The organism is Bradyrhizobium sp. Ec3.3, from assembly GCF_000472925.1.
Taxonomy (GTDB): domain Bacteria; phylum Pseudomonadota; class Alphaproteobacteria; order Rhizobiales; family Xanthobacteraceae; genus Bradyrhizobium.
Map to the genome: position 1 here is coordinate 224,742 of NZ_AXAS01000001.1, position 19,723 is coordinate 244,464.

General features: G+C 60.7%; 19 protein-coding genes. 10 read left to right on the forward strand and 9 right to left on the reverse strand.

Annotated features, from left to right (window positions below):
• A complete protein-coding gene (locus YUU_RS0101125; protein ID WP_027520687.1) occupies window positions 1–711 on the reverse strand; it encodes a RibD family protein in 711 nt (236 codons plus the stop codon).
• Window positions 712–732: 21 nt separating this feature from the next.
• Window positions 733–1,419 carry an FABP family protein gene (locus YUU_RS0101130; protein WP_027520688.1) on the reverse strand — a complete coding sequence of 229 codons (687 nt, stop codon included), beginning with the start codon at window positions 1,417–1,419 and terminating at the stop codon, window positions 733–735.
• Window positions 1,420–1,754: 335 nt separating this feature from the next.
• On the opposite strand from YUU_RS0101130, the gene YUU_RS0101135 reads away from it, so the two are divergent.
• Together YUU_RS0101135 and YUU_RS0101140 are read left to right on the forward strand one after the other, a co-directional pair.
• On the forward strand, window positions 1,755–2,225 hold the full coding sequence (locus YUU_RS0101135) for a PaaI family thioesterase (protein WP_027520689.1): 471 nt from the start codon (window positions 1,755–1,757) through the stop codon (window positions 2,223–2,225).
• A gap of 78 nt (window positions 2,226–2,303) precedes the next feature.
• Window positions 2,304–2,693, forward strand: a complete 390-nt coding sequence (locus YUU_RS0101140) for a tautomerase family protein (protein WP_027520690.1) — start codon at window positions 2,304–2,306, stop codon at window positions 2,691–2,693.
• 505 nt (window positions 2,694–3,198) lie between these two features.
• Here the strand turns inward: YUU_RS0101140 and YUU_RS0101145 are convergent.
• Window positions 3,199–6,270: an efflux RND transporter permease subunit gene (locus YUU_RS0101145; protein ID WP_027520691.1), complete on the reverse strand. Its 3,072-nt coding sequence runs from the start codon at window positions 6,268–6,270 to the stop codon at window positions 3,199–3,201.
• A complete protein-coding gene (locus YUU_RS0101150; RefSeq protein ID WP_371260465.1) occupies window positions 6,267–7,325 on the reverse strand; it encodes an efflux RND transporter periplasmic adaptor subunit in 1,059 nt (352 codons plus the stop codon). The genes YUU_RS0101145 and YUU_RS0101150 overlap by 4 nt, the downstream gene beginning before the upstream one ends.
• A gap of 373 nt (window positions 7,326–7,698) precedes the next feature.
• On the opposite strand from YUU_RS0101150, the gene YUU_RS0101155 reads away from it, so the two are divergent.
• The 6 genes from YUU_RS0101155 to YUU_RS0101180 are packed head-to-tail and all read left to right on the forward strand — an operon-like array spanning window position 7,699 to window position 11,796.
• Window positions 7,699–8,166 (forward strand): Na+/H+ antiporter subunit E, encoded by a 468-nt coding sequence (locus tag YUU_RS0101155; protein ID WP_027520693.1) that lies wholly within the window; start codon window positions 7,699–7,701, stop codon window positions 8,164–8,166.
• Window positions 8,159–8,449 (forward strand): monovalent cation/H+ antiporter complex subunit F, encoded by a 291-nt coding sequence (locus YUU_RS0101160; RefSeq protein ID WP_027520694.1) that lies wholly within the window; start codon window positions 8,159–8,161, stop codon window positions 8,447–8,449. The genes YUU_RS0101155 and YUU_RS0101160 overlap by 8 nt, the downstream gene beginning before the upstream one ends.
• Window positions 8,446–8,739 (forward strand): monovalent cation/H(+) antiporter subunit G, encoded by a 294-nt coding sequence (locus YUU_RS0101165; RefSeq protein WP_027520695.1) that lies wholly within the window; start codon window positions 8,446–8,448, stop codon window positions 8,737–8,739. Before YUU_RS0101160 ends, YUU_RS0101165 begins: the two co-directional genes overlap by 4 nt.
• Window positions 8,736–9,680: an MnhB domain-containing protein gene (locus tag YUU_RS0101170; RefSeq protein WP_027520696.1), complete on the forward strand. Its 945-nt coding sequence runs from the start codon at window positions 8,736–8,738 to the stop codon at window positions 9,678–9,680. Before YUU_RS0101165 ends, YUU_RS0101170 begins: the two co-directional genes overlap by 4 nt.
• Window positions 9,677–10,018: a sodium:proton antiporter gene (locus tag YUU_RS0101175; RefSeq protein ID WP_027520697.1), complete on the forward strand. Its 342-nt coding sequence runs from the start codon at window positions 9,677–9,679 to the stop codon at window positions 10,016–10,018. Before YUU_RS0101170 ends, YUU_RS0101175 begins: the two co-directional genes overlap by 4 nt.
• Before the next feature lie 59 nt (window positions 10,019–10,077).
• Window positions 10,078–11,796: a complex I subunit 5 family protein gene (locus YUU_RS0101180; protein WP_245287920.1), complete on the forward strand. Its 1,719-nt coding sequence runs from the start codon at window positions 10,078–10,080 to the stop codon at window positions 11,794–11,796.
• A 532-nt stretch (window positions 11,797–12,328) separates the two neighbouring features.
• Here YUU_RS0101180 and YUU_RS0101185 read toward each other — a convergent pair.
• The 5 genes from YUU_RS0101185 to YUU_RS0101205 all read right to left on the reverse strand — a co-directional run bounded on the left by YUU_RS0101185 (window position 12,329) and on the right by YUU_RS0101205 (window position 17,580).
• Entirely contained in the window at window positions 12,329–13,012 is a 684-nt protein-coding gene (locus YUU_RS0101185) for an SGNH/GDSL hydrolase family protein (RefSeq protein WP_027520699.1), read from the reverse strand.
• A gap of 7 nt (window positions 13,013–13,019) precedes the next feature.
• Window positions 13,020–13,967 (reverse strand): ABC transporter permease, encoded by a 948-nt coding sequence (locus YUU_RS0101190; protein WP_027520700.1) that lies wholly within the window; start codon window positions 13,965–13,967, stop codon window positions 13,020–13,022.
• A gap of 3 nt (window positions 13,968–13,970) precedes the next feature.
• Window positions 13,971–14,951: an ABC transporter permease gene (locus YUU_RS0101195; RefSeq protein ID WP_245287921.1), complete on the reverse strand. Its 981-nt coding sequence runs from the start codon at window positions 14,949–14,951 to the stop codon at window positions 13,971–13,973.
• Complete coding sequence (locus YUU_RS0101200) at window positions 14,929–16,431, reverse strand: sugar ABC transporter ATP-binding protein (protein WP_035660881.1); 1,503 nt, start codon at window positions 16,429–16,431, stop codon at window positions 14,929–14,931. Before YUU_RS0101200 ends, YUU_RS0101195 begins: the two co-directional genes overlap by 23 nt.
• A gap of 72 nt (window positions 16,432–16,503) precedes the next feature.
• Window positions 16,504–17,580, reverse strand: coding sequence for an ABC transporter substrate-binding protein (locus tag YUU_RS0101205; protein ID WP_027520703.1), 1,077 nt, complete (start codon window positions 17,578–17,580; stop codon window positions 16,504–16,506).
• Window positions 17,581–17,903: 323 nt separating this feature from the next.
• Between YUU_RS0101205 and YUU_RS0101210 the strand changes: the two genes are divergently transcribed.
• Together YUU_RS0101210 and YUU_RS0101215 are read left to right on the forward strand one after the other, a co-directional pair.
• Window positions 17,904–18,569, forward strand: coding sequence for an SGNH/GDSL hydrolase family protein (locus tag YUU_RS0101210; RefSeq protein ID WP_198031677.1), 666 nt, complete (start codon window positions 17,904–17,906; stop codon window positions 18,567–18,569).
• Between the two features lie 48 nt (window positions 18,570–18,617).
• Window positions 18,618–19,697 carry an ROK family transcriptional regulator gene (locus YUU_RS0101215; protein ID WP_027520705.1) on the forward strand — a complete coding sequence of 360 codons (1,080 nt, stop codon included), beginning with the start codon at window positions 18,618–18,620 and terminating at the stop codon, window positions 19,695–19,697.
• The last annotated feature ends 26 nt before the right edge of the window (window positions 19,698–19,723 follow it).

Genomic DNA, 19,723 nt, shown 5'->3' on the forward strand with positions numbered 1-19,723 from the left:
TTACTGGCCCGCGGCTTTCGGATCGTTCTGCATCAGGTAGCGCAACAGCAGCACGCCGCCGCCGAGCGGCCGCGTGCTCTCGAGCGTCATCTCGGTGACGGGCGCACGCTGCTCGCTCTCGGCATCGCCCGAGTCGAACACGATCGGCGCGCCCCTGGCGCCGTCCACGGCCGGACAGAGGACCAGATTCAACTCGTCGATGAGGCCTGCGCGCAAAAATGCGCCGTTGGCAGCGCCGCCGCCCTCCAGCAGCAACCGCTTCACGCCGAGCTCGCGATTGAGGATTTGAAGCGTGAGCGGAAGGTCGATCTCCGACTTGCCCGCAAAGATGTAGGACACGCCCTCGCCGCGGAGCCCAGCAAGATGCGCATCCGGCACGCGCTCGGTCAGCACCACCACGATGGGATCGCCGCCGATGTCGCAGCGGCCCCAGCCGATCTTGCCCTGCGCATCGAGCACCACGCCGTAGGCTTTCGCGTCGCGCCGCGCAAACCAGTTCTCGCGCGGGAAAGTCTCAGTCGTTGTGGTCGGATACGGCTTGCCCTTGGCGAACTCCGAGCCGGTGACGCGGCCGATCAGCCAGGCATCGCCGCCAAGCTCATCGTGTATCCGCTCGAACCACTCCGAACCGGCGCCCTTCGGACGCCAGCGGCTGTGATGCACACGGCCGTCGACGCTCGAGGCCATCAGGCAGATAACGTGGGGCTTCATGCAATTCTCCGTAGCTGCTTCTCAGGCCGCTGGTCCGCCGCCCTTGATGCGATCCTTGACGCGATTCTTGGCGCGATCGTTCACGATCACCGCCAGTGGATTGAGCTTTGGCGGCGCGACCAGCTTGAGCGTGTTGGTGTCGCGATGATTGAACGGCGCGCCTCGCACGAAAAGCTCGGTCTGGATGAGATAGGTCCAGCTTCCATCATCGTTGAAAGTGATGTCGCAGCGGTAACTGTCGGTGCGGAAGGCTTGTTCCAAAAAGTCGGTCGAGCAGATCCCGTAAGCCGTCTCGCCGCGCTTCGCGGTAACGGAAATCTTCTTATCATCCGGCGTGGCATTGCCCGACGCGAGCAGCACCTGCCCTCGCGGAATCGCCAGCGTCTGCATGATCAGCCCGGTTGCCGGCTCCCACAGCCAGTAGCCGACCTGGTCGTGGAAGGTGATGTCCTCCTCGGGCGTGTTGATGTGGATGTGATAGCGCAGCCCATAGAAGAGCTGCGGCCCGTTGGCCTGCGGATCGATCGGATCCATCCGGATATGCTCGATGAATGTCCGCCGCTCCGGCCCGTCGGCCTTCGGGTTGATATCGACACCTTTGTCGGCCTGCCACACGCCGGCGAGATGGAGCAGCGGTCCGAGATTGGCGAGAGCGTCCGGGGAGACGTCGTCGGGCTCGGTGAAGATGTCGGCGGGGATGGGGAGCATGGGGACCTCCGTGTGAGGGCGGGAGCAGCAATAGCACGAGTGTGGTGTGCGTGGCTCAGCACGTCCTTCACAAGCGCGAGTGGGCAAGGGCCCACTTAGGGCATGATCCGGAAAAGTGTGGAGCGGTTTTCCCTCGCGACAAATGCGGAGCGCGTTTGCGCGGAGATCATGCTCAAACAACAACCTAAAGCGCGATGACGATTCATCCCGGTCTCATCGCGCTTTGGAGCCGAAAAAGCCAGCGCGGCCAGCGTGTCAGGTTTCGGGTGGCTCTCGCTGGCACCCTGCGGTTGGATGTCGTGAGCACAGTCATTGCCGAGAGAACCGAAGGTAACATGGCCAACAGGACCTACGGGACGGTCAGTCCCGAGCGACAAAGGGAAATGAGCGGGCTGGAGTTCGTCAAGGGCCTTGCCAGCGGGGCACTACCTCTTAACACGATCGCGCAGACCTTGGGCTACGACGTGGTGGAGGCCGAAAGCGGTCGGGTCGCCATCACGCTCGATCCAACAGGCGCGCACCTCAATCCATGGGGTACGGTGCATGGTGGTCTCACGGCGACGCTTCTCGATAGCTGCATGGGCCTCGCTATCCAGTCGATGCTCGAAAGAGGCGTTGGCAGCACGACGCTCGAGTTCAAGATCTCGCTGGTCCGAGCCATCACGCTGGAGACTGGCCAGATCAGGGCCGAAGGCAGAGTCCTGAATTGCGGCCGTCGCGTCGGGACGGCAGAAGGCCGCGTAACCGATACCCGGGGCCGATTGCTCGCGCATGGCACGACGACCTGCCTGATTTTTCCGAGCTAGCGTTGTTGCACCCGGTTCAGGTTTTCAGATCGGACGTTTCCTGCTAGTGCAGCAAGGGTATTCGACTGAGCAAGGCAGATGCCATTCAACCGACTTCATGTTCCGCAGGCATTGGCAATTGAGACATGCCAGGCCATCAACGCGTGTCTCCATGCAAGCCTGGTCGCCACCTGCGGCGTGAACCCGGACGACGACTTTTGTCTGATCTCACGGTATCCCCCAGGCGACATGATCTGCCACCCGACCTTCTTGGGGCAACGCGATCCGAACTCGACTGTTGTCGTTGAAATTACGTTGCTCGCGGGCCGCTCCGACTCTCAAAAGGAAGCCTTGTACAAGGATGTTCGCAGCCGACTGGCCGAGATCGGCTTTGATCCGGCAAACTCAATTATTTTCTTGACTGAGAACAAGCCCATTGATTGGTCTTTCAGCGAAGCTGGATCGGTTAAGTCAGTTCTCGGGCTATAGTCGACAAGCCTGGCGATGCGACGCATCCCCGATTATCAGCCCTCTGGAACGAGCGTCTAAAGATTTCGTCTCACACTTTCGAGAAATCGTTCTTTCTCACCGGGCGCGTAACCTTGGGAGGCGCCGAAATACGGTTCATTGTAATTATTGTACGGGGCGGCCCGGTAGGCAGGTGGCACGTAGGTCATGCCCTGGTTGGGTCGAACAATAGCGTGCCGCCGGTGTGCGGGATGCGCCGTAGCCGCGTTCGCAGAGCCACACAGGGTGACCAAAAGGCTTAAGGCCAAAATAGAACGCATCGCTTGTTCTCCAATCGGCCACGCCGTCCCAACAAACGGCGGCTTCACGATTGGTCACACCTCTTCAGCCGAAGGTGCGTCGAACAATGACTTAGACACTGGCTGCGGGGTGCGGCGGTTGATCCAAGTCAAGGCGCGCCGGGCTAATAGCACGCAGCCGGACAGGCGCCGCCTGCCGTCAGCACACCAACGATACTCCCAAGTTCCTACCCTCTTGATGGCATCTTCGGCGCGGAAGGGTCGGCCCGACCTGTTTCAGCGAACCACGCGACATAAAGTGTGGGCAGGAAAACGAGCGTAAGGAGCGTCGCGACCAGCAAGCCACCCATGATCGCGAATGCCATCGGTCCCCAGAATACCGTGGGCGCGATCGGAATCATTCCAAGGACTGTCGACACGGCCGTCAACATGATCGGCCGAAAGCGCGAGCTGCTGGCATCCACCGCAGCGTCCCACGGCGTCTTGCCCTGGGCACGTTCGGCATCGATCTGGCCGATCAGGATCACCGCATTCTTGCTGATCATGCCGAGCAGCGCGAGTACGCCGAGGATGGCGACGAATCCGAGCGGCCTGCCGGAAAGCATCAACGCTGCAACGACCCCAATCAGACCGAGAGGCGCCACGCTCAGGACCATGAACAGCCGTGGGAAGCTTTGGAGCTTGATCATGAGCACCGTGAACATGACGAACAGCATCACCGGCACCACGGCCAGGACCGATGCCTGCGACTTCCGGCTCTCTTCGACGGTCCCGCCCACGACCACGTGATAGGACGACGGAAGGGCCTTTCTGAACTTATCGATCGCTGGAGACAGCGCCGTGACGACGCTCTCCGGCAGTGTGCCGCCAACAAGGGCAGCCTGAACCGTCAGGGTCGGAACGCGGTCGCGCCTCCAGATCAGCGGAAACTCCTGATCGTATTCAAAGGAGGCGAACTGGCTGAGCGGCACGGTCTGTCCGCCCGGCAGCGGGACCTGTAAACTGCGCAGGCTGTTCAGCGAGACCCTCTGCTCGTCGGTCGCGCGCGCCAGGACGTCGACCAGATAGATGTCGTCGCGAACCTGGGTGACGGGAGCGCCGGAGATCACGGCGTTCAGGACGGTCGAGATCGCCTGAGAACTGAGACCGAGCTGTCGCGCCTCGTTTTGGTCGACGCGAATGCGCACCTGGCGATCGGGCTCCATCCAGTCGAAGTTGACCTGCTGGGTTTGCGGATTTGACGCGACGATCTGTCCGATCTCAAGTGCGATCTCACGGACCCGCTCCACGTCGGGTCCGCTGACCCGATACTGGATAGGCCAGCCAACCGGCGGTCCAAGCTCGAGCGGCGATACGAATGAAATTGCCTTTGGAAACGACTCCGCCAGCAGCTTTTCCAGCCGGGCATGCAAGCGTTCGCGCGCGGCGACGTCCTTTGCGATCACCACGGCCTGGGTGAAGAAATCGTTCGGGAGCTGGACGTTGAGGGGCAGGTAGAAGCGGATGGCGCCGCGCCCGACATAGGTGCTCCAGCGGGCCACATCGGGATCTGCCGCGAGGGCCGCCTCGAACCGCTTCGCAGCCGCCTCGCTTGCGAAGATCGACGCGTTTTGCGGCAGGCTGATGTCGACGAGCAGTTCTGGCCGATCCGACGACGGAAAGAACTGCCGCGGGATCAATGGCAGTGCAAGGATCGAGGCGACAAAGAGCGCTAACGAGACCGCAATCGTCAACCATTTCGCGCGCATCGCGAATGTCAGGAAGCTCCGGTAGATGCGGAAGACCGCGCCCGGCTTTGCCGGGTCCTGCTGCTTGGGCGGAACCAGAATGGCCGCTCCCATCAGCGGCGTGAAAATGACCGCAACGAACCAGGACACCAGCAGCGCGATCGTCACTACGGCGAAAAGCGAGAAGGTGTACTCGCCGGCCGAGCTCGCAGCAAAACCCACCGGTATGAAGCCCGCGATCGTCACCAGCGTGCCCGCCAGCATCGCCATCGCATGGGTCCGATAAGCAAAAGTTGCCGCCTCGATCTTGCTGGCGCCCTCCGCCAGCTTGCTGAGCGTCGCGTCGGTCGTCGTCATCGCGTCATCAACCAAGAGCGCAAGGGCGATGATCAGCGCGCCAAGCGATATTCGCTGCATGTCTATGCTGGCGAGTTGCATGATCGGAAAGACGATTGCCAGCGTGAACGGGATGGCGAGCGCAATGATCAGACCGGGTCGTATCCCGAGACTGATGAAACTCACCACCATGATGATGGCGATGGCCTGCACCAGCGAAACCATGAACTCACGGATGGCATGATCGACCACGACGGGCTGGTCCGCGACCAGGCTGGGCTCGATTCCGATCGGCAGCTCCGCCGTGATCTCCGCCATCGCCTTTCGGATGTTGGCACCAAGCGCGAGGATATCCCCGCCTTCCTGCATGGAGATTGCAAGACCTATTGCCGGCTTTCCGTTGACTCGAAACATCGGCTGGGGCGGGTCCGTGAACCCGCGCCGGACCCGCGCAATATCGCTCAGGCGGAGCATGCGCCCGCCGGCGGAAAAATTGATGTTGGCGATGTCCCGCTCCGATTGGAAGCCGCCCGACACCCGGATCGAGATGCTCTCAGTGCCGGTCTGTATCGTTCCCGCCGGACGCACGTTGTTCTGCGCCTGAAGCGCCGCGATAAGCGCGGAGCGATCGACTCCGAGGGTTGCCAACTCCTTGGTGGAGAACTCGACGAAGATCACCTCATCCTGTTCGCCCAGGAGTTCGATCTTCGAGACGTCAGGCACGAGAAGCAACTTCGAGCGGATGTCTTCGACCCGGTCCCGTAGCTCGCGCTGCGTGAATCCGTCACTGGTAAAGCCGTAGATGATCCCGAACGTGTCACCGAATTCATCATTGAATCCGGGCCCGATCACACCGGCGGGCAGCGTATGACGCATGTCTCCGATCGTCTTGCGCACGTGGTACCAGGTGTCGGCGACCTGTTTCGCGGTAGCGCTTCCCTCCAAATTCACAAAGACGGTCGCGACACCTGCCCTTGTGAAGCTTCGCAGAAAGTCCAGGTGTGGCGTTTCCTGCAAGTGACGTTCGAGGCGCTCTGTCACCTGCTTCATGGTTTCTTCCACAGATGCGCCCGGCCACGCGGCCTGGACGACCATGGTTTTGATGATGAAGGCAGGATCTTCGTTGCGACCCAACCGAAAATAGGACAGTCCACCCGCGACCACCGCAATGATCATCATGTAGACGACCAGCGAGCGGTGCTTCAGCGCCCAATCGGAAAGATTGATTCCGCTCATGGTTCTGACCCGAGAACGCGGACCTTCTGACCTGGATGAAGCGCCTGGACTCCGGCGGTGACAACGATTTCGCCGGTGTCGAGTCCCTGTGAAATGATTGCTTGCGCTTCGTCGAACCGCAACACATCCACATTGCGGACCGACACCGTGTTGGTGGCCGGATCAACGATCCATACGGCGGGCCGCTGATTCATCCTGGTCAATGCGGAGGAGGGTATGTCTATCATAGGCCCTGCATCCGTGTTCACGCGCCCGACGACCGATGCGCCGAGGCGCATGGCTGGTGGCGGATCCGTCAGACCTACCCTGACCTCGAAGGTCCGGGTGACGGCGCTGGCCTGTGCGGCAACCTCGCGGACTCGTCCCTGCGCCCTTATTGACGAATCATCTGCCAGGCTGACGTTGATTTCGGTGTCAGCCGAGGCGGACCTGATCGATTGAGCGGGAACATCGAATACTGCATCGCGGCCGTCCTGCCGTGCGATCCTTGCGATCATCTGCCCGACCTGAACGACCTCGCCGGCTCCGGGACCGCTCGCGGTGATCACGCCGGGCGCATCGGCCTTCAGTTCGGTGAAGCCGACCAGGTCATGCGCGGAATTCAGCTGCGCTTCAGCCGCATCGACCTGCGATTGCGCCGTTTGCTGCGCCTGAGTTGCGGCATCGAAGTTGGCGCGCGTGGTCCACCCCTGCGCCAGGAGCGTCTCCTGACGATCGAAGTGATTGCGCGCCTGCGTCAATTGCCCTTGAGCGGCGGCAAGGGATGCCTGCGCCTGTCGCAACGTGTTCAGTTCATTCTGCGACTCCAATCGCGCCAAAACCTGACCGGCCTTGACCCGATCACCTATCTTGGCGTCATTGATCAGCAGGCGGCCCGAGATCCGGAATGCCGCATTGACTTCATCCTCGGCCTCGATCCGCCCGGAAAATGTCAGCGGCGTCGTGACCTTGCGCTTTTCTATGGTCGCTGTGCGAACGATCCGCGGCGCTGGTGCATCATTCGTTGCAGCTTCCCTTCCGCACGCCCCGAGCATCAAACCGCATATCGATGCCACAAGCGCCAATGTTGAGATCTGGCGAGGGGTTCTTCGAGCGCCGCACGTAGCCATGGTGTGCCCTTTGCGTTCTAGAATCGTTGCCGGGCAGGCCAGCTATACCGGAGGCCCTGCCGCTTCCGGGTGTCGTCTCGGTAGTTTCCGGGCATTCTCGTGCGAGGAAGCGGCCGCGCACATCGGTAAATCTACCGAGGGCAATGGATGCAACCGTGGTCAGTTTCGGGCAGGCACCCGACGGAGTCGAGCCCTCACGTCCTAGGGAATTCCCGAGATTTCAATCAGGCAATCACCCGATATCTGCGGTCGCAACCGTAGCGCATAGGCATTGATGCAACGGTTCCCAAGGCGCCTCCAGAGCTGGAGCTGTAAAGGCATGGCGTTAAAGGCGGCTTCGCGAGCGGCCTGGTTCTTATGCCTCTGGCTCGTGCTGGCTGGAGCGGATCCCGCCGACATTCCTGCCGCAGCAGCCGCCATCGCCGCAGCGACCTGGACGAGCTTGCGCTTGCTAGAGCCCAGCACCGCACGGCGCTCTGTTCGTGCCATCGGTCAACTGGTGTTGCTCTTTCTATACCACTCGGTCGTGGCCGGAACGGATGTCGCAAGGCGCGCGCTCGATCCGCGGTTGCCCCTGCGCCCTGGGTTCGTGGCTTATCCGACCCGTCTTTCATCCGGGATTCGTCGCAACGTATTCACAACGCTCACCAGCCTGCTGCCCGGCACGGTGCCGACCGGAGAGGAGAACGGTCAGCTCGTCTATCACTGTCTCGATGTCGAGCAGCCGGTGGTTGCTGAGCTTGCCGCAGAGGAAGCGGCCTTGGTTCGCGCGCTCTACAATGACTGAGTTCCTGACAGCCGCAGTCGGCTTCATTCTCGCGATGCTGGCGCTGGGGCTGGTGTCGATCCTGCGTGGTCCGGGAGACGCCGACCGTATGATGGCGATGCAGTTGATCGGAACCGGCGGTATCGCAACACTGCTGCTGCTCGGCACGGTAGCGAGCCTGCCGGCGGCAATCGACGTGGCGTTGACTTTGGCGCTTCTCGCCACGTTCGCGTCTATCGCCTTTGTCAAGAAAGGACTTTCCAGCCTCGATGCCGATGGTACCGCACCAACGGAGCCCAAATGAGCTTGCTAGGCGACATTATTACGATTGTGGCGGTGTCGGCGGGCGCGTTCTTCTTTCTGGCTGGCACAGTGGGTCTTCTTCGCTTTCCCGATACGCTGACACGCCTGCACGCACTCACGAAGGCAGACAATCTTGGCCTCGGTCTCGTCGTGCTTGGATTGCTCCCGCAAGCAGCAAGCCTCCGCGACGGGTTCAAGCTGGTCAGCATCTGGCTGCTCGGACTGCTCGCGGGTGCGACTGTTTCGCAACTGATCGCGCGCGCAGCGCGCCAAGGCGAATCGGCCAGATGAGCATCGCGACGATCTTCGAAATCGTGCTTGCGGCCGTCGTGCTGGGCCTCGGCATCTGGACGATCGTCGTGCGCGAGACCTATTCGGCGACGGTCGGCTTCGTTGCTTACGGACTGCTGGTTGCACTGATCTGGGTGCGCCTCGACGCTATCGACGTTGCGCTGACCGAGGCGGCAATCGGCGGAGGGCTGGGCGGCGTATTGTTGCTGGGCGCGGCTGCCCAACTGCGGGATTCCGAGCCGGCGGTAACGGATGCGGCGGGTAACGCGGTGCGCGTGTGCGCGGCAATACTCTCGGCGCTGACCGCCGCGACGCTGGCCGGCGCGGTACTGGTCCTGCCCGATCCTGCGCCAACGCTTGCGCCCGCGGCCGTTTCAAATGCCTGGGCGACAAGCCTTGCGAACCCCGTCACCAACGTGCTCATGGCGTTCCGCGCCATGGATACCATGCTCGAGAAAGTCGTGCTCTTACTCGCCATCATCGGCGTTTGGTCGCTCGCACCTGACAGTGCCTGGGGTGGCCACCCAGGGCCCCGCCATCAAGCCGATCCGCATGGCGTTCTCGTCTTTCTTGCACGCTTGTTGCCGCCGATCGGCATCGTCGTCGGGATCTATGTCCTTTGGACTGGAGCCAACCACCCCGGCGGAGCCTTTCAGGGCGGCGCGATTCTCGCGGCGATGTGGCTGCTGGCAATCATGGCCGGGTTGGCGGACACGCCACCCGTGAGCAGTCGACGGCTACGGCTCATCCTCGTTGCCGGGCCCGGCCTGTTTCTTGTCGTCGGCATTGCAGGACTTCTGTTTGGCTCCGCGTTCCTCTCTTATCCGCCAGCCCAAGCCAAGCCGCTGATCCTCGCTATCGAGGTCGCCATGATCCTCACGATTGCGGCAACCCTCGGCCTTCTGCTTGCAGGCGCACCGGAACGGAGAACGGGGCAATGAGCGGCGTGACTGTGTTTGGATTGTGTGCCGCTGCGGCGGTCGGACTTGGCCTCTACGGCCTGATCACCAATCCGCAGCCCCTTCGCAAGATCATCGCCTTCAATTTGCTGGGCAGCGGGGTGTTCCTCCTGTTCGGCGTCATCGGACGGCGGGGCGCGGCGGCGGGCATGGGCAATGACCCGGTGCCGCAGGCCCTGGTGATTACCGGTGTCGTCGTCGCATTTTCCGCAACGGCACTGGCAATCGCACTCGTGTTGCGGCTGTTTCAGACGACCGGCTCCACAACATTGAGCAATGCCGCTCCATCGGGCACTGGCTCAAATCCGTCTGGTGACTGATGCTGCCCCCCGCCCCGGCGCCGGATGCAGCAACGACCACGAGCGGCTTCCTGCTGGTCTTGTCGATTGTCGTGCCGATCGCAGGTGTCTTGCTGGCCTTCGTTCTGGGCGGCCGGTACGTCAGGCTGGTCGCACACACGATCATTCCTTTCGGGGTGGCGATTGCCGGAGCGATTCTCCTGGCGCTGCCGCAGAATGAAGGCCCACTGGTTTACCTGCTCGGCGGCTGGCCACCACCGCTGGGAGTAGCACTCCGCGCCGACGGGCCGTCGGCCGTCATGCTGGCAACGACTGCAATCGTGATCTGCGCGGTCGCCATCTACGCCGCGGCTGATTTCTCCGTCCCTGCGGCCGAGACCCGCGCGCCGTTCGCTTTCTGGATATTGCTATTGGCGGTCTGGGGGGCGCTGAACACGATCTTCCTGGGTGGGGATCTGTTCACCCTCTACGTTGCCCTGGAATTGCTGACATTCGCCGCAGTTCCAATGGTCTCGCTCGACGGCCGCGCGGAGACGCTGCGATCGGCGCTGCGATATCTGCTGTTCGCCTTGCTCGGCTCGGTCTTCTATCTGGTGGGCACGGCACTGCTCTATGGTCTCCACGGCACGCTCGACATCGTGTTGCTGTCGCGTCGCGTTGGCGCGGAGCCCGCCGCACTTGTTGCGGCCGCATTGATGACAACGGGCCTTCTGGCGAAGTCCGCGCTCTTCCCGTTGCACCTGTGGCTGCCGCCCGCCCACGCAGGAGCACCGGCTGCGGCCAGTGCGATTCTGTCCGGCCTAGTCGTGAAGGGATCTTTCTTCATTGTCGTGCGGCTCTGGTTCAACGTCCTGCCCGGCCTGCCCGGCTTTGCGGCAACGCAATTGCTCGGTGCGCTCGGCGCGGCGGCGATCGTGGTCGGAAGCATGGTGGCCCTGCGCCAGGAGCGTCTCAAGCTCCTGATTGCTTATTCCACCCTGGCCCAGATCGGCTATCTCTTCCTGATGTTTCCGTTGGCGTACGATGCCTCGGGCCGTCTCGCGAGTGGTGACGCCTTGGCGGGCGGCCTACTCCAGGCCGTTTCTCACGCTACCGCGAAGGCCGCAATGTTCATGGCCGTGGGGTCGATCTATGCGATGCTTGGCCACGATCGCATCACGGGGCTGGGCGGTGTTGCACGGGCCTCGCCCCTGAACGTCCTGGCCTTTGCGCTCGGCGGAATCGCGTTGATGGGCGTTCCCCTCAGTGGCGCGTACCTTGCGAAGGATCTGCTGCTCCGGTCGGCGAACGAGAATGGGCAGTGGTGGTGGGAGATTGTGCTCCAGGCCGGAGGGATGTTCACGGCCGCCTATGTCGTGCTCGTCCTGGCTCATGCGCTTGCGGCTTCAGACAAGCCGATCGCCCTGGCCGGCCCTACATCGCGCATTCGGGACGCGGCGCCACTCGTCCTGTCACTCTGCTCGCTATTGCTTGGCCTCGTGCCGTTGGGACTGTATCTGCCAATTCCGTCCGACATGACATCCTCCCTCTTCGGACCTGGGATACTTTCCAAATTGCTCTTACCCGTGCTGGGCGGCGTGGTTATTGCGATCCTGCTCAGCCCTTGGCCGCATCCGCTGGCGTCTTCGACCTCCGGGAAGGCAATCATGACAGGGGCCACCCGCGTCCGACGCGGCAGCCTCGCCCTCGGCTACCTCGTCGAAAGGACAGATGAGGCTCTTTCCCAATGGCCTGCGGCAAGCATGTGCCTTCTTTTGCTGGCACTGCTGCTTGGCGCGCTGATGTGCGTGGCTACCTGAACGAACCGGCATCCGATCAGATGGCTCGCCACGCCCGACCTGCGCAGCGGGCTGAGGATGGTGCGCCATTCAGAACAGAACTGAGAACTCATATATGATTGAAATACCTATATATTATCTGCAAGCGCTTGCGCCGCATCGCGCCTGGACGGCGGTTCTCCTTATCGTCCAAGCAGCAGCACTATTGAGGCCATTAACCCCGTGACGCCGATGGCGGGTACAACGATCCAGAAGGCCTCATTCCACTTATCGGGAAAGCGACAGGCGAGCTGCCAATTCGACAGCACCACGCCCAGATATCGGGAAATTGACTTATGCCGCCGACGCAGCCGCGCCCAAAGCGTCAGCGCAAACAAAGCCCGCGCTTGCGAAGTGCGGGCTCCGGTCATGGGAGTCCATGACCGGTTCGCGAGGAGCGTCCCATGTCGCCCCCCGGAGCGCACGCGGCGAGGCCGCGGCGCAATTCGCACAGTCGGCTGATTGCAACCGATCCCATCGGGCAAGGCACCATCTTTTATTTCGGGAGTACGGATTACGTTAGCACCGTCTCGCGCTTCGTAGTGGCGGCAAAGATATTCGCTACCTTTCCGGCAATCGCTGCCCCCAAATCGGCGTTGTTCTTGGCCGTGAAATGAATTCCATCAACTCCATCGGTCGAAATCACGCTTCCCGCGTCGAAGAAATCGACCTTAAGGAAAGCAGCGAGCGATCTGTACTGGCTGGCGAGTTCGATGGTCTTCTCGCGCCCGCCCTCAAACATTCCCTGAAACCACGGGTCCGGCAAATCGGCGAGTGGCGGCGGCGAAACGATGAGCACTTTGGGCGCGGGATACACTGTTCCTACTCCGCCGCCAGAAGTGAGCACTTGTCCCGCCAACTTGGACATACCGACCGCGATCTCGTAAGGCGTGCGACGGAAATAGCTCTTCGTATCGTTGGTCCCGAGCATGATGATGACGAGATCCAGCGGAAGATGACTTGCAAGGGCGGATGGAAGGTAGGCGGACCCGTTCAGTCGTGGATCCACTGGATCATCGAGCGACGTCGTGCGTGCACTCAACCCCTCCTCGATGACCTCGTAGTCGGGCCCGAGCTTTGCTGCCATGGCTCCCGTCCACCGCTCCGCATAGGGAAACCGCGTCGTCGGCGAGCCCTCCGGGACGGCAACCCAGCCCCAGGTAAGTGAATCTCCAAAGCACAGGATACGTTTCGTCATCGGTCCCTCACGAGTTTGATTTAGAGCGAACGCCGTAGAAGATCGCGGCGAGGAGAATGATCAGCCCTTGGGCGATGAGCTTGCCTGGCTCCTGCACCCCCATAGTCGTCATGACTACGAACAGAAGGGCGAAGCAGAGGACGCCGACAAATGGACCCCAGACTTGGGCGGGTCGGCCGAAGACCACGCCGCCTAGAATAGTTGCCGCGATCGAATTCATGACGAGTTCAGGTCCGAACCGCACGCTTCCGACCGCTATCGAGGATGTTTGGACCAGTGCAGCCACGGCAGACATGAGTCCCGAGATCGTGTGCGCAAGCACGACGGTGCGTTCGACCGGCACGCCCGAAAAATGTGCGGAGATTGGATTGCTGCCGATCGACCACACGAATCTGCCGAACACGGTTCTTCCGAGAAAGCCGCTCATCACGCCGGCAAGCACGAACCAAAAGATGACTGGGGCCGGGAGTGTCCCGAACCGTAAATTATAGAGTTGGCGGAACTGGTCCGGGACATCTCCCGGCGGCTTCCCATTCGCGAGATATTCAACCAACCCGATCAGAATGATATTCACCGCAAGCGTCACGATGACGGCGGATGCTCGGCGCTTGCCGACAAGAAGCCCGTTCAAAAGACCGACCGAAAGCCCGACACTTAGGCACAGAAGAACAACGAAAAGAATCGGCCATTCGTAAAGGAGGCCAGAAGAAATCAGGTAGTTGACGAACAGAATAACTCCACCAGCGGACAGGTCGATGGAGCGCGAGGAGATTACGAGCAGTTGACCGAGAACGACGATACCGAGCGGCACGACCTGTCGCGCGAATGTACCCAGGATCGCGACGTTCATCAGGTTGGGCCGCATCATCCACAAGGTGACAAGGAGCACCAGGAGAACGATGTAGGAAGGCGGTATTCGCAACGCGGCGCGAGACAGGTCGTCAAGTCGCTTCATGACTTACAGTCCAATCGTCTTGCGCGGCTGAAGCGATATGACTGCGAGTAGTATCAGCCCCTTCACGATGGTCTGGATGAAGGCCGAGACATTGAGAAGATTCATGCCATTTGCGATAACTGCGAGAAGCGCGCAGCCGATGACAGTGCCGTGGAGGCTGCCGACTCCTCCGGCGAGTTGGGTGCCGCCAAGCGCAACGGCGGTGATCGAATCAACCGCATATTGCGTCCCGATGTTTGGGTCACCCGAGACGATGCGGCCCGCCAAGAAGATGCCGGCCGCAGCAGCGAAACAGGAACTCAGGACGTAGGCTGCGAGGACGTTGCGCCGCTCTGCGATGCCAAAGGTAGCCGCTGTTTCACCTCCGCCGATCGCAAAGAGGTGCAAGCCGAAGCGGGAGCCGTGCACGACCTTCCAAGCCACCAATATTGCGGCGATGACCCATATGACAGGCATGTAGATGCCAAATAGCTTGCCGCTCACGAGAAAGAGGATCTCAGATGGGACGGAGCCGCCAGCAGAGGGCCGGACAAACATCGTTATGCCCTGCACGATGCCCATCATGGACAACGTTGCGATGATCGGATGCACTCTAAAAGTGGTTACCGTAATCCCGTTTAGGAGCCCAATCACGACGGCCGCGAGCATGACCCCCGGCACCGCAACATAGACGGGAGCGTTGAGCGACAGGATTCCGGTCGTGAGGCTGACGACGGAGCCGACCGACAGATCAAGACCTCTCACAAGGATCACGATCATCTGCCCGATGCTCACGAGGATGAGCGGCGCCGCCTGAGCAACTAGATTGAGAATGTTTTGCGAACTCACGAACTCATTGGTCGAAAATGCCAAGGCCAAGGAACAGGCCAGGGCGACGAGCAACGGAACCGTCCACAACCCGTGCCGTGAGTTTGCTCCAACAAATAAGCGACCAAGCTGGCTCATCTCGGTTGTTTTCACCTCAACTATGTAGGGCCGCTTCAAGAATGGCGTGCTCGGTAGCCGATTCGGCGGGCATCTCGGTAACGACATGCTTGTCGTGGATGACATACAGCCGATCGCAAAGACCGATCAGCTCCAGAGTTTCTCTCGAAAGGACGACGACCGAACCGCCGGCGTTCGCGTAGTCGCGAAGGAGCTTGTAGATCTCTGCCTTTGCGCCCACGTCGACGCCTCGGGTCGGCTCTTCAATGATCAGTATGTCGGCCCCCAATGCGAGATATCGTCCAAGAAGAACCTTTTGCTGATTTCCGCCAGACAGAGCGTTCACCGGCAGCGACGGTCTAGAGGCCTTTATCGAAAGGCTTTTCATGGAGTTCGCGATCACCTCGCGATGAGCCGATGCCGGTTTTAGTTCGAAATGCCGGCTGTGCAGTCCAATGGTGAGATTGTGGGCAAGAGAAAGGTCGAGAAACAAGCCTTCGAGCTTCCTGTCCTCGGGCACAAAGCCGAGGCCCAGCGCCTGCATCTCGCGAATGCCGAGCTCTCCTGAGAGCGGGAAGGCGAACTCCCGTCCTCTAACGGCAACCTTGCCGCCGTGGGGCGTGTATTGTCCGACGAGCGACCTTACAAGCTCCCGCTGCCCCTGGCCCTCGAGGCCTGCGAGCGCCACGATCTCGCCGCGCCGGAGCATGATCGACGACGGCGTAGCGTCCGGAGTCAGCCGAAGACCCTCAATCGAGAGAACGACTTCGCCCTCGGTTCGGTTCGACCTGGGCGGAAACAACTCGCTCAGCTCCCGGCCGACCATCATGGCGATCAACTGCTTGGGGCGGATCGCTGAAACCGGCACGCAATCTACGTTGCGACCATCCTTCAACACGGTGATGGTGTCGCAAATCTTGAAAATTTCTTCCATGCGGTGAGAGATGTAGACGACCGCCTTCTGCTGCTTCGTGAGGGCCAGAATCTGAGCGTTGAGAACCTCGACATCAGCGGCATTGAGCGCAGCCGTTGGTTCATCGAGAATAACGACGTCGGCGCGTGCTGATATGCCGCGGGCGATTTCTACAAATTGCCTCTCCGCGATCGAAAGGTTTCCAACGAGGGTTGCTGGATCGAGCTTCAGGCCAAGCTCGGATAAAATCTCTTTCGCCTTCCTCTCCATCCAAGCCGTGTCGGTTACGCCGAACTTTGTAACCGGCTCTTTGCCGAGGTACATGTTCTCGGCGATCGACAGATTAGGAAGTAGCGAATGTTCCTGGAACACCGTCGATACTCCGGCATCGAGCGCCTCACGAGGTGAGACGAATCGGACGATTTGTCCGTTCTTCCGAATCATGCCGCCGTCTGGCTGAATGACGCCTGCCAAGATCTTCATGAGGGTCGATTTGCCGGCCCCGTTCTCGCCCATGAGCGCATGGACTGATCCGGGAAGCAGTTGAAAATCGACGTTTTCGAGCGCGGCAATGCCCCCGAACGTCTTCGAGATTGATGTCATCTGGACAAGCGGCTGTACGGTCATCGCTTCGATCCAAAGCTTGCATAGGGGGACGGTGGTGCCGGCGCTTAAAAAGAGCGCCGGCACCAGCAAAGATCAGTGCTTGCCGTAGTACTTCTGCAGGTCCTGCTCGGTCAGGCTGGTCGGAAACCAGGCATTGGCGCTGAGATCCTTGCGATAGTACTTCTTGGCTTTCTCCAGGTCCCAGCCTTCGGGCTCATAGATGTACCGCTTGTGGAGTTGCTTGCCCTCGAGCAGAGCGACCGCGGCGCGCACGCCGGCTGCCCCCTGCTCCGGACCGTACTCCGGCGAGATGGAGGGGAAGCCGAGTTCGATCCACCGGGCGAAGAAGCCATTGTTGCCTTCGCCAGTAATCGGCGGGATCTTGGCACCATATTGCTGGAACACATCGACGCAGGCGCGGGTCATATCGGCACCCGATGACCAGATACCATCGACCTTCGGGTTGTTCAGATAGAGGGTCTCGCAGACCTGCTTGCCGACATCATATTGCCACTTGCCGGCATCTTCCGCGATGATCTTGACGTCTGTACCTTTGATCGCTTCCAAGAGGCCCTTGTAGCGGTTGATGTCCTCGGGGTGCGCCGGAAGTCCACGCAAGACCCAAATATTTCCCTTGCCGCCAAGCTGCTTGACAAGGAAATCTCCCATCACCTTTCCGAAGTGGACGCCTCCGCCCTGGATGTCGACGGTGTATTTGTCGGTCTCGGTCAGACCGGTATGGACGATGACGGGAATGCCCGCCGCGACTGCCTTTTCGATGCCGGCGTCGGCAGAGGTCGGCGTCAGCGGCGTCACGATGATCGCATCGACCTTCTGCGCGATAAGATCTTCGATGTCGGCGACCTGCTTGGCCTGGCTGATGTTGGCATCGAGCAGGATGAATTGACCGACTCTCTTGTCGAGCTTCGCAGCCGCTTCCGCGTCATGCGCCATCTGGACCGTCCAGGTGTTGGCGTTCACGCCAAAATGGCTCATCCCGATCTTCCACGGAGCGTTCTTCTTGAACTTGTCCGCAGCCGTCGTGCGTTCATCGCCGGGCCGTGGCGTGACGCCGTCCATCAGCTTGACTTCCTGCGCGCGAGCTTCCGTCCAGGCAGCCAACGTCGCAGCGACTAGCCCAACTCCGAGTAATTTTAGTCCTTGGTGCATGAATCCCTCTCTCCGCGTGCGATGCGCAATTCTTTTCACTAGCGGGAAGCAGAGCGCAGGTCGGCGCGCGCCCTCCCGCGACATCGCAGGGCGGACGTTGTCAGATCCATTCGAGTTGATGGATCGGCTCCTCGCGACGAAGAGCTGCCTCTTGGCGTTCTACTCCCAATGCTGACGGGCTTTTCAGTCCGCCGCGAGCTTACGAGTGCACGGCGACACAGCACCTGTCAATAGTTATTCAGATTGAATGAGCAATTGATTTGTTGCACACTCTCGACTGCGGAGACAATGTACGAGCCGAAAAAGCACGGAGATTCAGAACCATGCCGGTGCGTTCGGTTCTATGTTTCGGCGATTCCAATACTCACGGCCAAATTCCTGGCCGCGGACCTCTCGAACGCTACGATCGTCCGACCCGATGGCCGGGCGTGCTTCAGGCCGAGCTTGGATCGAAATGGTACGTGATCGAAGAGGGGCTGAGCGGGAGAACGACCGTCCACGACGATCCGATTGAGGGAGCGCACAAGAACGGCCGCACCTATCTGCGCCCGTGCATCCAGAGCCACACGGTTCTGGATCTCGTGATCATCATGCTGGGCACAAATGACCTCAAGGTGCGCTTCAACAAGCCCGCTTCCGAGGTCGCGATGGGAATGGGATGCCTGATCTACGACATACGGGAGCTGGCGCCTGGCCCAGGTGGAAGTGTACCGGAAATCATGATCGTGGCCCCTCCTCCAATGCTGGACGACATCAAGGAATGGAAATCGATCTTTGCCGGCGGACCAGAGAAGTCACGGCAACTCGCTCTGGAATTCGAAATCATGGCGGATTCCCTCGGCGTGCATTTCTTCAACGCCGGAGCGGTTTGCCAATGCGACGAAGCAGACGGATTTCATCTGAACGCCGATGCACATCGGACGCTGGGTATCGCGCTGGCACAAGAGATCGAAGCGATCGGGTGGTCCGTTGCTGAGCATCAGCGTTGAGCGAACCTCTGCTTGAGGTCTTCCGAGAGGAGCAGTTCCTTGCCTGACATGCGATTTGCGCCACCGAACCCGCTGCGGATCGCAGACCGGGCGAGCGGCCTGAATGCGCCAAGCGTGAGAAGCTACAATGAACGCCTTGTGCTTTCATTGCTCTTGCAGAGCGCCGGAATTTCGCGCCTCGAAATCGGCGAAAAAACCGGTCTTTCCGCGCAAACAGTATCTGTCATCGTGCGTTCATTGGAGCAGGAAGGCCTGGTCTCGAAGGGTGAGGCGCAGCGAGGTCGGGTCGGCCCGCCGGCAATTCCCCTGTCGCTCAATCCCAAAGGGGCCTTCTCGATCGGCGTAAGCTTCGGCGAGAACGCGGCCGATATTGCCGTCATCGACTTTGTCGGCGACGTGCAGCACCACGCCGCGCATCCATACTCCACGTTGCATGGATCCGGCGCGCTCGCCGCGAAAATCCAGGAAACTCTGGCGGCGCTTCCACCCTCGAGCCGAACCCGCATTGCCGGTATCGGACTGGCGGCCCCCAACGAGACAGGCTCGCATCGTGTGAGAGACCTTTTAGGCAGCGATCTAATCGATCTCCAGGCCAGCATTGAGAGCGCGCTCAATCTGTCCGTTTACATCCAGGATGACATAACGGCGGCTGCAGGCGGGGAAAGCCTGTTCGGAGTGGCGCGCTCTTTGCCCGATTTCCTCTTCTTCTATCTGGGCTCACACCTGCACAGTCGTCTCGTTCTGAACTATCAAATCCACAGCGGCAGGTTCGGCATGAGTCATGACGTCGGGCTGCTGCGCTTGCGAGAGGAATTCAAGCGGCTTGGGCTGGTGCTGGAAGACGTCGGATCCGAAACCCTGCCGAGGGCTGCTGCCGAATACTACGCCGAATGGCGTCGCATGTGCTGCCGCCAGCTCGTCGGATCAATTCGTTCCCTCCTGAGCTTTGTCAGTTTCAAGTCCGTGGTCATATCGAGCTACGCACCACCGAAACTAGGGCAGACCCTATGCTCCGAGCTTCATGAGGAAGTACCTGAGGTGCAGTTCCTCTATGGCGCCAACTCCATCGCGCCCAAGGCGGTGGGCGCAGCCAACCTGCCGTATCACTCGCGGTTTATGGTGCAGTAGACAGGCCGGCACCGAAACCCGAATTG

Bases quoted from the DNA above. Each gene is read 5' to 3' on its own strand.
- YUU_RS0101125 (WP_027520687.1), bottom strand. From the start codon at position 711: ATGAAGCCCCACGTTATCTGCCTGATGGCCTCGAGCGTCGACGGCCGT.
- YUU_RS0101135 (WP_027520689.1), top strand. From the start codon at position 1,755: ATGGCCAACAGGACCTACGGGACGGTCAGTCCCGAGCGACAAAGGGAA.
- YUU_RS0101160 (WP_027520694.1), top strand. From the start codon at position 8,159: ATGACTGAGTTCCTGACAGCCGCAGTCGGCTTCATTCTCGCGATGCTG.
- YUU_RS0101190 (WP_027520700.1), bottom strand. From the start codon at position 13,967: ATGAAGCGACTTGACGACCTGTCTCGCGCCGCGTTGCGAATACCGCCT.
- YUU_RS0101130 (WP_027520688.1), bottom strand. From the start codon at position 1,419: ATGCTCCCCATCCCCGCCGACATCTTCACCGAGCCCGACGACGTCTCC.
- YUU_RS0101200 (WP_035660881.1), bottom strand. From the start codon at position 16,431: ATGACCGTACAGCCGCTTGTCCAGATGACATCAATCTCGAAGACGTTC.
- YUU_RS0101175 (WP_027520697.1), top strand. From the start codon at position 9,677: ATGAGCGGCGTGACTGTGTTTGGATTGTGTGCCGCTGCGGCGGTCGGA.
- YUU_RS0101145 (WP_027520691.1), bottom strand. From the start codon at position 6,270: ATGAGCGGAATCAATCTTTCCGATTGGGCGCTGAAGCACCGCTCGCTG.
- YUU_RS0101155 (WP_027520693.1), top strand. From the start codon at position 7,699: ATGGCGTTAAAGGCGGCTTCGCGAGCGGCCTGGTTCTTATGCCTCTGG.
- YUU_RS0101185 (WP_027520699.1), bottom strand. From the start codon at position 13,012: ATGACGAAACGTATCCTGTGCTTTGGAGATTCACTTACCTGGGGCTGG.
- YUU_RS0101170 (WP_027520696.1), top strand. From the start codon at position 8,736: ATGAGCATCGCGACGATCTTCGAAATCGTGCTTGCGGCCGTCGTGCTG.
- YUU_RS0101140 (WP_027520690.1), top strand. From the start codon at position 2,304: ATGCCATTCAACCGACTTCATGTTCCGCAGGCATTGGCAATTGAGACA.
- YUU_RS0101165 (WP_027520695.1), top strand. From the start codon at position 8,446: ATGAGCTTGCTAGGCGACATTATTACGATTGTGGCGGTGTCGGCGGGC.
- YUU_RS0101210 (WP_198031677.1), top strand. From the start codon at position 17,904: ATGCCGGTGCGTTCGGTTCTATGTTTCGGCGATTCCAATACTCACGGC.
- YUU_RS0101205 (WP_027520703.1), bottom strand. From the start codon at position 17,580: ATGCACCAAGGACTAAAATTACTCGGAGTTGGGCTAGTCGCTGCGACG.
- YUU_RS0101215 (WP_027520705.1), top strand. From the start codon at position 18,618: ATGCGATTTGCGCCACCGAACCCGCTGCGGATCGCAGACCGGGCGAGC.